We start from the raw sequence: 12,857 nt of genomic DNA on the forward strand, positions 1-12,857 counted from the left end.
CCCTAAGTCAAGATCGATGACCCACTCGACCGAACCACCACTCGTCAGTGTAGTGGTTATCGTCTATAACCAGTCAAACTATATCCAAGATTGCATCCAATCGATTTTATCGCAGGATTACGCCAACCTTGAAATCATCATCAGTGATGATGCCTCTAAAGATGGTACCGACACACTCCTCAAGGAGATGCACGCAGCCAATCCTGAAAAAATAATACTCAACCTGGCGCCTATTAACCAGGGTATAACAGGGAATTGCAACGCGGGCCTGCGACTTGCAAAAGGAAAATATATTGCCATGTTTGCGGGTGATGATTTGATGCTACCGGGACGAATTGGCCAGCAGGTAGAATTTTTGGAGAAGCATCCTGAGTTTTCCATCTGCGGGTCCTATGTGCAGGTTATTGACAGCCAAGGGCAGACGGTAAGAATACAGAAAGACAAACTCAAGAAACACAATCCCATTTACAGTCTCAATGAACTGATTGCCTCTAACAATTCGCTCGCACCGGTTCCAGGCTATATGGTCAGGGCTGATAAAATCCCAGAATCTGGATACGACTATCGTTTACCTAAAGCGTCGGATAGTCTATTTTATTATCATATCGCCAACCAAGGCGATATCTACATATTAAAAACACCGTTAACACAATATCGCGTACATGCGAGTCATGCGTCAAGCATGGGTTACCTGGATGACAGTTTAGTCTCCTTGGCTTTGTGTGAGTTTTATTTTCCCGCATTTTACAGCGCCATAAAAAAAGGAAAAAGCAACTTATACTATTCATACGCTAGATACTTGCACACGGTAAAGAAGGATTATAGCGGCGCATTAAAATATATTATTCGATCACTTTTTGGCGATATAAGCTTTAAGAAACTCCTGGCGTTGGCACTGATTATATTTCGGGTGGATCGATGATTGAAATTTCAAGAACACCTCCCACCCTGCAAAAGAAAACGTATTTGTGGGCCATGGCGACCTGGATCGTCATCGCGCTGAACCCTTTCTATATTTGGGGATATACACCGCAATTCCAAGCTATGATAGCGGGCGTTTGCCTGACGCTATTTCTTCTCAAAAAGAACATCGCTCTACGCGAGTATTTTTTTGGCCTACTCTTTTCCGTGATGGTCTTCCTATTCTATTATTTTTATGGAGCAAGCACTTTAGGCTGTTTGTATTTCATGACCAGCTACCTAATTTTTTATTGCATACCTTCAGACGAAATCTTAATTATCTTTCAAAAATCAAAGCGACTGATTGCTACTCTTCTGCTTCCTGGAATATGTATCTGGCTCATACATCATCTGACCGGTGACAACAAACTATTCTTACTGGGGCCCCTGCCTGATTACAAGATGCCCGATCAGCTCAAAGCCCAAGCCGGCGTAGGCTATTTTGTCTACCCTATGACCGTAGTCTTGGACTATATGCTTGACAATCCATTTTATCGGTTTTTCGGTTTCTTCGATGAACCTGGTGCTCTGGGTACCTTTGCCGCCTTGCTACTGGCCGCAGACCGGTTCAACCTGAGATCGCGCAGCAACTTCATCATATTTATTTCTGGAATTCTAAGCCTGTCTATGGCCTTTTTCATATTGAGCCTGGCTTACTTCGCAATCGAAGCCGTGAGAGGCAACAAACGCAATATAGTGCTCTTGAGCGTCATGGTGGGACTGGTCATTTTGTCTTCACAAAATGATTACTTGAAAACGCTTATGTATGATCGCTTCGCCTATAAGTCAGAGGGATTGGCGGGGGACAATCGCAATACTGAAGGTTTCAATGAGCTGTTTTCTGAATGGGAATCTTCCGACGCCCGCTCACTTATATTTGGCAGCGAGAAAGAAGACGACAGTGGCTCCGCCAGCTTCAAAAAAATCATTTTTCACTCAGGTATCCTGGGCACGACATTCTTCGTGTTGACCCTGCTGGGCTTTGCGCTAAGGCACAGAGTGTTTTTGAACCCCAATGGAGTGGCTTTTTCGATGCTATTAGTGTTGTCGATTGTTCAAAGGCCGCTGGTCATCGCGCCCGCTTTCTTACTGCTGATTGCGGCTGCGGGATGCAGGGAAGTGTCAGGTCGCAAGATCACAGTGTAGCCGATAACAGGCCGGTCAATGACCGGCCTGCTCGATTGGATTATTTGACTACCAATCTGTCGCGATTTTTCTCCATCAGCGCCTTGCCGATCCCCTTCACCTCCAGCAGCTCGTCTACGGCGGTGAAAGGCCCGTTACTGTCTCGATAAGCAACAATCGCTTTTGCTTTGGCTGCACCAACACCGAATAGGTTTAGTCGCAACGTTTCCGCATCCGCAACGTTGAGATTGACCTTGGCATTTTGGGCGGTAACGTCCACCTGTGCTGCGATCGTGCTCGGTGATTCTGCCTTGAGTGAGGGGACAGGAGCCGCCGTGGTAGCGACCGAAAGGCTGGCAAGCAAGGTAAAGACGAGGGTGGAGAAGTATGCGTGTTGCATTAGTAACGCTCCATGACATCTAGTAAGAGAAAGCAGCTTTCCTAAGCTGCTTTTTCAAATTAGAAGTTTTTGGGGAAACGTCAAAAATTGATGGGTAACAAGGTGTTATCTCATGGCTCCATACGGCGTTGCTGGTAGATCCAATCGACGATTTCGCCGTCCGGAGAATAGCCGCTTACGGTTTCCCGAAGGAGTTGGCGAACGCGCGCGTAATCGTGCTGATCCACGGCGACAAGCAGCTGTGCCAACATACCCTTGAGCAGGTCCCAGGAGAGATGATCTTCGTTGGCACTCATGATCATCGGGTGCCGAGTGGCAACAACGTTGTCACCGATCAGCAACTCTTCATAGAGCTTTTCACCAGGGCGCAAACCGGTGAATTCAATCGCGATGTCGCCAAGAGGATTTTTTTCGGACCGAACACTAAGGCCGGAAAGATGGATCATCTTTTCCGCCAATTCGGTAATTTTTACCGGCTCCCCCATATCGAGTACGAACACATCTCCGCCAAGCCCCATAGAGCCGGCCTGAATCACTAATTGCGCCGCCTCGGGAATCGTCATGAAATAGCGCGTTATCTTCGGATGCGTAACCGTCAGCGGTCCCCCGGATTTGATTTGCTTGTGGAACAACGGAATCACCGATCCCGACGATCCCAGGACATTACCGAAGCGAACCATGGTAAACCGGGTCTTGTTGACGCGGGATACATTGGCACTTTCGCCGAACAGCACTGGCGCAAGCTCACGACTGAGGGCTTGCAGCGTTAGCTCAGCCAAGCGTTTGGTACTTCCCATGACATTGGTCGGGCGAACCGCCTTGTCAGTTGAAATCAGCACGAAATTCAAAACGCCTGCCTGTAAAGCAGCCTGAGCGGTGTTTAACGTACCAATGACGTTGTTAAGTACGCCCTCGGCGATATTATGCTCCACCATGGGTACGTGCTTGTAGGCGGCGGCGTGATAAACCGTGTCCACGCTCCAAGTTTTCATAATATCCAGCAACTTGGCTTCATTGCGTATCGACCCCAGTATTGGCAATACACGAATGGGTAACGATTCTCGGACAATACGCTGTTCCAGCTCGGACAGAATGCTGTATAGATTGAATTCACTGTGTTCGAATAACAATAACGTCGTTGGCTGCAATGACAGGATCTGTCGGCAGAGTTCAGAACCGATGGAGCCACCTGCACCTGTGACGAGCACGGACTGCCCCCTGATGCAATGTTCCAGAAGCTCTTCCTGGGCAGGCACAGCATCGCGACCCAGCAAGTCGGCAATATCCACCTCCTGAATGTCGTCGACCTTCACACGGCCGCTGGCAAGATCCATGAAGCCAGGAACGCTCCGTACATGCAGAGGAAAATCTTCAAGGAACCCAAGAATTTCGCGGCGTCTGCCACGATTGGAAGACGGTATTGCCAGCAGGATTTCCTGAGCTCCCGTCGCGTCGATCATACGCTGAATGTGCTTGGGTTTATAAACTTGCAAGCCGGAGATCACACGATCAGAGATGCTGTCATCGTCATCGATAAATGCGACAGGTCGCATAACCCGCCCCATACGCAGTGCAGCTACCAATTGATTGCCCGCCGCGCCGGCCCCGTAGATTGCAACCCGCGGTAGACCGTCGTCACGACTGGTGAATGGCACATGCTGAGCTGCGGCGAACCAGTCACCCAAAAAGTATTGCCGCATAGCCAGGCGCAGTCCGCCAACCATGATCAGGCTAAGCCACCAATAATTGAAGATGATAGAGCGTGGAACCACGTTCTGGTGGTTGCTATACCAGTAAACCACCACGCCAAGAATCAACGATGAAAGACTGACCGCTTTGATGATCGCAATAAGTGCGTCATTGCCGAAATAACGCATGACGGCGCGATACATTCCAAAACGCACAAACAGCGGAATAGCGACAACCGGGGCGCATAGAAACAACCATTGGTGAAGGGCAACCGGGTTGATCATATCATCCACCCCGAGGCGCACAACAAAAGCCGTCCACAGGGCGAACCAAACCAGCAGGATGTCCGTGACGACCTGCAGAATGCGTTTACGCCTGCGAGGAAGTGCCAGCAGGTAAGATCGAATTTTACTCATAACCCTTTAAACACCTCTAACGCTCCTTACCCACTCTGCATAACCTACATTGAACACTTGGACGGTTTTATTGGTTCTGGACTCAAATTTACGCTGGTGGTGAGATGTTTTTTTCCAGCTCACCTGCACGATATTTGATGGCTAGCAGTACCAGCGGGATATAAGCGATAGCCAAACCCGCCAAACCATTGAGACCCAACAACGCCACAGAAAGTGCTATGGGTATCAACCATAATAAATTAATCGCGAGCACCGAGAGGGTAACAGGCAGATGGCGGCCAAACCTGCGTGACGCGAATTGATAGGCATGACTGCGATGAGCTTCATAAACCTTATCGCCACGCAGCAGGCGCCTGATCAGCGTAAAGGTGGCGTCTACAATAAATACGCCAAGCAATATCAACCACACCCATATGAACGCTAGATCTTGCCAGGCGGCCTGCAAGGAAAGTATCCCCAGGATAATGCCGAGAAAGCCACTGCCTGCGTCGCCCATGAAAATACGTGCGGGTGGGAAGTTCCAATAGAGAAAGCCCAAAACTGCCATGCTCAATAAGAGTGGAGCCCAGATGAGCGCTTGATTTCCAGTCGCCGTGTAGATCACGCAGGCGCCGAGACAGACGCACAATGCCTCGATACTGGCGAGCCCATCTATGCCATCCATAAAGTTGTAGAGATTAAGCAACCACACCAAGTAAAACGCAGCGAGTACGTGTCCCAACCATCCAAGGTCGACAACCATTCCGGGCAAGCTGATCGGAGGCAGTCCTCCCAACCAGAAAAGTGCCCAGATGGACGCGCCAAAGTGCCCAAGCAGACGCCACCTTGCCGCGATATGACCATGATCATCAAGAAAGCCCAAGATCGCGATGGCCGCTCCCGCCCCCATCAAGGCCCATGTAATTGAGCATGAAATCTCGTCGCCCAGATACAGGATCGGCAGCGCGATCAGGAAGCTCAACACAATCGCAACACCGCCACCGCGGGGCGTGGGAATTGAATGAGAGCTGCGGGCATTGGGTATATCGATCATGCTATTTGCCAACGCGTAACGCCGCAGGATCCAGGTTAGCAGAAGTGCAAGGGCAGCCGCAGCGGGCGCAAGCCACAGTAAGTGAATCATCAACAGCTCCAATTGGTGGTCCTTGAACGGACCCTCCTTCTAAATCAAACTTCCTTGAAGCTTGCCGCGGTCTTTTTCAGCGCTTCGGAAACAGACAATGGCGGCACCCATCCCAGTAAATCGCGAGCTTTTGTAATATCGACTTGTAAAGATCCGCACAGTCGCTGGCCGACGGATTTTCGCCCCACCAACATAGCCCCCCACTCCAGCAGCTTGGCTGGCACCGGCAGCAATCGTGCCGGTTTGCCCAGGGCCGCCCCCATACGTCTGAGCAGCTCAGTGGTAGAGAGGTCCTCACCATCGCTGACCAGGAACGTCTGGCCAACCGCAGCCGGATGAGTCATGCAGGTCACAATAAGATCCACCAAATTATCCAGCGCAACCAGACTGCGCTGGTTGTAGATGGCTCCCAACGGCAATACAACACCTTTGTTCAGCCAGTTCATCATGCTGAGAAAGTTGGCTTTGACCTTTGGCCCATACACCAGCACCGGGCGAATGATGACGACTTCCATACCCGTCTTCTGCGCTAGCAACCTGAGCTCCTGCTCGGCCTCCATCTTGGAAATGCCATAGGGATCGCGCGGAGACGGAACGTCATCTGCGGTATAAGGCCGCCCTAGTCGCGTGCCCTCTCCGTTCACCTTTATCGAACTGATAAAAACGAAGCGTTTCACACCCATTTCGGCGGCTTGTTCTGCCAGCTTCAAGGTGCCCACAACGTTGACCCTGCGATACTCCGCCAAAGCGTCGCTGGAAGTATCGGACATTACGTGGACGCGAGCGGCGCAGTGGACCACAACGTCAACGCCGGAAAGGGGAAGCGGTTCTCCAGCCAGATAATCTGCGCCGACTTTTACCGGGGAGACGTTTGGTGGCAGTGCGACACCGTCACGACGAACCAAACCCATCACTGTGCAATCTACGATTGAGGCCAGCCGCTCAACCAATGCCAAACCTACAAAGCCGCTGGCACCGGTAACGAAGTATATGCGTTCATGACTCAAACCGCGCACTCCAACTGACGATAGACTTCAAGATGTTGGTCTACGATTTTCTCTATCGCAAACGCCTTTACCGCCAGTTTTCGACCTGCGGCCCCCAACTGACGCCTTAGCGCCGGGTCCTCAATTAGCACTTGCAACTGATCGGCCAACGCATGCGCATCCCGAACTGGCACCAGTAACCCTGTGACGCCGGGATCAATTGCATCACGGCAGCCGGGAACGTCAGTGGTAATTACTGCGCGACCACAGGCTGCCGCTTCGACCAACACCTTCGGCAACCCCTCACGATAAGAAGGCAACGTTACGATATTGGCGGATGAAAAAAGCTGCGCGATATCATCACGATAACCCAACAATTCGACGACGCCTTCTTGGCGCCACGCGTCCAATTCCGCTTTGGTCACCGTGGCCGGGTTACCGGGATCGACATCACCAATCAATTGAAATCGGGCTTGTACCCCTCGCTTGCTCAATAACCTAGCGGCCTCAACGTATTCCACTACGCCTTTGTCGCGCAAAAGCCGCGCAGCGAGGCAGACGATAGGTAAACCCTCCGGTTCTGGCACGTGCGCATAAAGCGCCAAATCGACACCCGAGCCACGGATCATTACAACCTTGGCCTCGGTAAGCCCCCCCATCGCCAACAACAAATCACGATCGTCAGGGTTTTGAAAAATCGAGCGCAGGTTGCGCTTGCCCAAAGCCAGGCGATAAAAAGCGCTGACCAGTTGGCGAACCAGTGAGGCCTTGACCCCTTTGGAAAGAAATACGAAGCCCAGCCCCGAGATAGCCGTGACGACACCTTTAACCGGTGCGAAACGCGCAGCAACCCCGCCATAGAGAACGGGCTTGATGGTGACCAGATGAAGCACGTCAGGCCTCAAGCGCCATAATAACTTCCACATACTGAACATTAGTCCCAGCTCCGCCAGCGGATTGCGGCCGCTACGCGACAGCGGTAGAGGATAAAATTTAAATCCCTGCGCCTTGATGGCAGCTACCGCTGCCCCTGGCATGCAGGCCACATGAACTTTATAACCAGCGGTCTGCGCACCTTTTGCAACTGCCAGACGATGGGACAGAAAAAATCCAGGATCATTAACTATAAACAACAAAGTTTTACTCATCACTGCTCATCCAACCACGCCTGGAACATAAGGATGGTCCACAGGTGAGACTGCCAGTTGCCTCGCCCCTGAAGATGCTCATTCCACATTTTTCGGACGGGCTCAGGCCGGAAGTAGCCTTCCCGGACCAGGCGCGCTTCGTCGAGTAACGATTCCGCCCATTCGCGCAGCGAACCGCGCAACCATTCACCTAACGGGATTCCAAATCCTTGCTTGGGACGCTCGATGAGCTCCTTAGGGACGTGGCGGTAAAGAACTTGCCGCAATAGCCATTTACCCTGACCATCGCGAATTTTCAGATCAATCGGCATACGCCAAGCCAACTCAACCACCCGGTGATCGAGCATAGGAACACGACCTTCGATACTCGCGGCCATGGAGGCACGATCCAGCTTGACCATAATGTCATCCGACATATAGGTCTGTGCATCCATCGCCATCATCCAGTGCTCGAAACAATCGGTCTTCGGCCAGCGGGATGGGCTGGTGAACATTGTCGGAGGCTCTTCACCGCCGATTACAATGCTGGCAGGGTCATTCCAGTGGCTGTTCAGCTGCAGGTAAAACTCATTTCCGTTCGACAACTTCAGCACATTGGCCAACTTGTGCGCCTTGTCTCCAGGCCCGCTTACATGAAACCGACTAGGCAGCAGCGGCTTTGCCAGATTGAAAAGACTGTCCCAAGTGGTAGGAGATACCGACCGTAGAAGGCTGGCGCTGGCCTGCCGCGCGAACAACGGCACATGCTGCATTTTCGACCATATTCTCTTCGCGCTCAGGTATCGGTTGTATCCCCCAAACAATTCGTCGCCCCCATCACCGCTGAGCACGACCTTTAATTGCTGGCCCGCCAGTTGACTGACGAGGAAGGTGGGAATCTGCGAACTGTCGCTGAAGGGTTCGCAATACATGGAAGACAGGCGCGGTATCACCGCTGCTGCGTCCTGCGGGCGCACATAGAGTTCAGTGTGCTGCGTCCCCAAGTGCTTGGACACGGCCTTGGCATGAACAGCTTCGTCGAATCCACCCTCATCAAAACCGATGGTAAACGTGCGAACCGGCTGGGTACTCTGCGCTTGCATCAAGGCAACGACTGTGCTGCTGTCCACGCCCCCACTTAGGAAGGCGCCAACAGGTACATCGGCCAGCATTTGCTGGCCAATGCTTAACAGCAACTGAGCCTCAAGCAGGTCAGTCGCCGCCTCGGGGCTGCCCTTAAATGGATCAGCGAGGCCTTTGGCCACTGCATCATTGAGGCGCCAATAAGGTTGGGGTGTGGCGGCTTTTGCAGCAGCGAGATCAGTCAGAGGGAGGACGACATAATGGCCACTCTGAAGCTTGGCAATACCCTTGTAAATGCTATAGGGCGCGGGAATGCAATTATGACGAAGTAACAGCGTCAAAGCATTGCGGTCAACTTCCGCGCGAAACGCCGGGAACGCCTTTATTGCCTTGAGCTCCGACCCGAAGAGCAATGTGCCGTCCTGCCAGCCGTAATAGAGCGGCTTCTCGCCCATTCGGTCACGGCCCAGCGTCAGGACTTGCTTTTGCCGGTCCCACAGCGCGAACGCGAACATGCCCACCGATGCAGCCAGGGTCTTTTCAACGCCCCAGCTGGCAAGGCCAGCAAGAAGCACTTCGGTGTCCGAATGACCTTTCATACCTGTCGATATAACACCATCGTCGTACAGGGCCTGCCGTAGCTCGGCATGGTTGTAGATCTCGCCATTGAAGACAATCACAAATCGCCCGCAACTGGAGAGCATCGGCTGATGTCCCGCTTCCGAAAGGTCAACAATCGCAAGACGCCGATGCCCCAAGGCGATACCTGCCTGCTCGTCGACCCAGACACCGGCGCCATCTGGACCTCGATGAGTGAGCGATTCGTTCATCAAACGGACAACAGCCCCAAGTTCGCTGTTACCTACGTCGAAAATACCGCTCAAACCACACATCAATTGCCATCCCGATTTAAATAAACACGATCATATAGGTCTTTGAATTGCTTCTCGGTGCGTTTCATTGTGAAATTTTCAGCGATGCGTTTATAAACGCTCTGTCCCATCGCTGCACGCTCGGTAGCCGAAGCTGAAAGCAACGAGATCAACGCGTCGGATAAGGCGCGAACGTCCCGCGCCGGCACTACCGGGCCCAACCCGCCCAGCAGGAGTGCTGCATCACCTACATCCGTAGTGACGCAAGGCACTCCCATGCTCATGGCTTCTCCCAGGACGTTTGGAAAACCTTCGGTAAAAGAATGCAGGCAAAAGATATCCATAGCCTTTAAACAGGCGGGGACGTCCTTACGTTCCCCGAGCAGAACAAACCGGTCAGCGTGGCCAGTCAACGAAATCTCGGCCATTAAGGCGGCATTTCCTCGATCAATATCACGTCCAACCATCAGAAATATAGTTTTTGGAAACCGGCCCGCAACAATGCCTGCTGCCTTGATAAAGTTCGAGTGATCCTTGACCTCGTTGAATCGGCCGAGGCTACCGATGACCATATCGTCAGGTCCGATACCCTGCCCCTCTCGAATGGACGCGCGCTCTTGAGCGGTGGCCGTCAGCCGCTCCAGATCAAAGCCGTTTGATATGACCTTCATTCGGCCCGGGGCATAACCAGCTTCGATATGGGTTTCGCGGGAGGCTTGCGCAGCGCACACAATAGCGTCCGGCACTACGTTGGACAGGTAGGCACACAGCTTACGAATGACAATCGTAGCCTTACCGCCACCGCTGCTTACATCGGTCGTGCGGATGCCCCATATGACGTGCTTGACCCCAACCAGACGCGCAGCAACCCCCCCAATCAAGTCGGAGTGGTACATCCAAGTCTGAACAATATCGGGTTTCTGCCGACGAAAATTACTAATTAACTTGATCATGACGCCCAGCAAGTCCCACTTTCCGCGCATCTGCAGAGTTTCGACAGCAATACCACTGGCACGAAGCCGCACACCTACTTCACCAAGATCCGTCAGGGAGATAACGCGATGCTCATCCACTCCTTGGGCCTTGAATGAGTCACATAGGCGCAGCAGCATTAATTCGGCTCCACCAATGTGCAGACCAATAATTACATGGGCTACTTTCAACGTCCTTGCTCCTCCAGCCAAGCTTGAAACATCAACACGCCCCATAGCTTGCTCGAATGGTCTACTCGACCGATGAGATGCTGGTCCCATATATCACGGATCACCGAGGATTGAAAAAAACCCTCTCGCTGTAGACGCTTTTCATCCAACAACGTTTCCGACCAGTCTCTGAGAGGCCCGCGCAACCAAGCCGCTATAGGAATGGAAAAACCTTTTTTTGGTCGCTCTATTAACTCGCGTGGAACATGGCGGTATAGAACCTCTTTAAGCGCCCATTTACCGACCCCTCCACGAATTTTCATATCCAGGGGAATACGCCACGCCAACTCGACTACGCGATGATCGAGCAACGGGACTCGCGTCTCCAGACTATTGGCCATGGCGGCTCGATCTACCTTCACAAGGATATCGTCGACCATGTAGGTCTGAGCATCCATTGCCATCATCCACTCTTCGAAGCGCGCCGTAGTCGGCCATTTTGCTGGGGTATTGAGCAATGTCGGCTTTTCGCTCCCGCTAATTACCGCACTCATGGGGTTCTTCCAATGGCTGACAAGCTGCCGGTAGAATTCCTCGCGATTACCACAGTCAAGAATATGAACCAGCTTTTCGGGCTTGCCTTTAAGCGCCAGCTTTCTCAAGGAACTAGCTGCCACTCGCCGAAGGCCATAGGGTACTTTGCTGACCTTGCTCCATATACGCGGCGCAAACCGATAAGGGTTATACCCGCCAAACAGCTCATCGCCGGCATCACCGCTCAACGCAACGGTGACATGCTGGCGCGCCATTTGGCTCACAAGGAAAGTGGGAATTTGCGAGCTATCGGCAAACGGCTCACAATAGATACGCGGCAGTTCAGGGATGATATTCATCGCATCCTGCGCCTGAATATAAATTTCACTGTGCTCAGTGTGCAGGTGACGAGATACGGCCAGCGCATGCTCCGCTTCGTTAAAACCATCTTCGCTGAAACCGATCGTGAAGGTCTTCACCGGGCGCGGACTTAGCTTTTGCATGAGGGACACGACCAGGCTGCTATCGACACCTCCGCTCAAGAACGCCCCCAATGGGACATCGGCAAGCATCTGCATGCTGACGCTCTCGTCAAGCTGGTTCTCGAGCGTGTCAATTACGGTCTTAGTATCGGCTTGCAATGGGTTTTCGAGACCCGCTTCCACTACGGCATTGAACGACCAGTAAGAAGTCAGATTGACGGATGCTCGCTTTTGGCCAAGCGAGATCGCAACGTAATGCCCAGGCAGGAGCTTCTCAATACCCTGATAAATACTGTAGGGGGCGGGAACATAGTTATGCCGCAAGTACAACGCCAACGCCCCGCGATCAATATTGGCGGAAAAAGCCGGATGCACTTTTAGGGCCTTGAGCTCCGATCCGAATAACAGAACATCGTTATGCCAGCCCCAATACAACGGTTTCTCTCCGAGACGGTCGCGAGCCAGTATCAATTGGCGTTCCTGCGTATCCCACAAAGCAATTGCGAACATTCCTACCGTCGCTCGGAGGGTTTTACCTATGCCCCAGTGCTCGAAGCAGGCCAACAAGGTTTCGGTGTCTGAATGCCCTTGCCAGCAGAGCCCGTCACGCTCCGCGTTCAGAAGGCTGCGCAACGAAAGATGGTTATAGATCTCTCCATTGAACGCCATAACGAAGCGTCCGCTGGACGAATGCATGGGTTGATGGCCCGCAGCTGAAAGATCTACGATTGCGAGTCGGCGGTGCGAAAGGCCTATTCCAAGCGACGCATCCGACCATATTCCGGCATCATCGGGGCCACGGCTGTAGATTGCGTTACCCATAGCAGCCAAGATGTCATTTGCGCCATCACCCAGAGGGACTGCTGCGAAGAAACCAGAAAACCCACACATGTCTCAATTCCCCTGAACATATTTAAT

At 52.4% G+C, this 12,857-nt stretch carries 10 protein-coding genes; 2 read left to right on the top strand and 8 right to left on the bottom strand.

The window, feature by feature from the left end:
* Positions 1-16: 16 nt before the first annotated feature.
* Together ACW9I6_RS03020 and ACW9I6_RS03025 are read left to right on the top strand one after the other, a co-directional pair.
* The gene (locus ACW9I6_RS03020; RefSeq protein WP_457338865.1) at positions 17-922 is read left to right on the top strand and encodes a glycosyltransferase family 2 protein; all 906 of its coding nucleotides are present in this window, start codon (positions 17-19) and stop codon (positions 920-922) included.
* Complete coding sequence (locus ACW9I6_RS03025) at positions 919-2,106, top strand: hypothetical protein (RefSeq protein ID WP_457338866.1); 1,188 nt, start codon at positions 919-921, stop codon at positions 2,104-2,106. Before ACW9I6_RS03020 ends, ACW9I6_RS03025 begins: the two co-directional genes overlap by 4 nt.
* 40 nt (positions 2,107-2,146) lie before the next feature.
* Here ACW9I6_RS03025 and ACW9I6_RS03030 read toward each other — a convergent pair whose 3' ends face one another.
* The 8 genes from ACW9I6_RS03030 to asnB (ACW9I6_RS03065) all read right to left on the bottom strand — a co-directional run bounded on the left by ACW9I6_RS03030 (position 2,147) and on the right by asnB (ACW9I6_RS03065) (position 12,830).
* A complete protein-coding gene (locus ACW9I6_RS03030) occupies positions 2,147-2,485 on the bottom strand; it encodes a ComEA family DNA-binding protein (RefSeq protein ID WP_457338867.1) in 339 nt (112 codons plus the stop codon).
* A gap of 110 nt (positions 2,486-2,595) precedes the next feature.
* The gene (locus ACW9I6_RS03035; protein ID WP_457338868.1) at positions 2,596-4,590 is read right to left on the bottom strand and encodes a polysaccharide biosynthesis protein; all 1,995 of its coding nucleotides are present in this window, start codon (positions 4,588-4,590) and stop codon (positions 2,596-2,598) included.
* 88 nt (positions 4,591-4,678) lie between these two features.
* The gene (locus ACW9I6_RS03040) at positions 4,679-5,713 is read right to left on the bottom strand and encodes an MraY family glycosyltransferase (RefSeq protein ID WP_457338869.1); all 1,035 of its coding nucleotides are present in this window, start codon (positions 5,711-5,713) and stop codon (positions 4,679-4,681) included.
* Positions 5,714-5,757: 44 nt separating this feature from the next.
* A complete protein-coding gene (locus ACW9I6_RS03045; protein ID WP_457338870.1) occupies positions 5,758-6,720 on the bottom strand; it encodes a UDP-glucose 4-epimerase family protein in 963 nt (320 codons plus the stop codon).
* Positions 6,717-7,847 carry a glycosyltransferase family 4 protein gene (locus ACW9I6_RS03050; protein ID WP_457338871.1) on the bottom strand — a complete coding sequence of 377 codons (1,131 nt, stop codon included), beginning with the start codon at positions 7,845-7,847 and terminating at the stop codon, positions 6,717-6,719. Before ACW9I6_RS03050 ends, ACW9I6_RS03045 begins: the two co-directional genes overlap by 4 nt.
* Complete coding sequence (gene asnB / locus ACW9I6_RS03055; protein WP_457338872.1) at positions 7,847-9,802, bottom strand: asparagine synthase (glutamine-hydrolyzing); 1,956 nt, start codon at positions 9,800-9,802, stop codon at positions 7,847-7,849. Before asnB (ACW9I6_RS03055) ends, ACW9I6_RS03050 begins: the two co-directional genes overlap by 1 nt.
* Positions 9,802-10,944 carry a glycosyltransferase family 4 protein gene (locus tag ACW9I6_RS03060; RefSeq protein ID WP_457338873.1) on the bottom strand — a complete coding sequence of 381 codons (1,143 nt, stop codon included), beginning with the start codon at positions 10,942-10,944 and terminating at the stop codon, positions 9,802-9,804. Before ACW9I6_RS03060 ends, asnB (ACW9I6_RS03055) begins: the two co-directional genes overlap by 1 nt.
* Entirely contained in the window at positions 10,941-12,830 is a 1,890-nt protein-coding gene (gene asnB, locus ACW9I6_RS03065) for an asparagine synthase (glutamine-hydrolyzing) (RefSeq protein ID WP_457338874.1), read from the bottom strand. Before asnB (ACW9I6_RS03065) ends, ACW9I6_RS03060 begins: the two co-directional genes overlap by 4 nt.
* Positions 12,831-12,857 lie beyond the last annotated feature (27 nt).

It is taken from the genome of Pseudomonas sp. SDO5522_S412 (assembly GCF_054071215.1).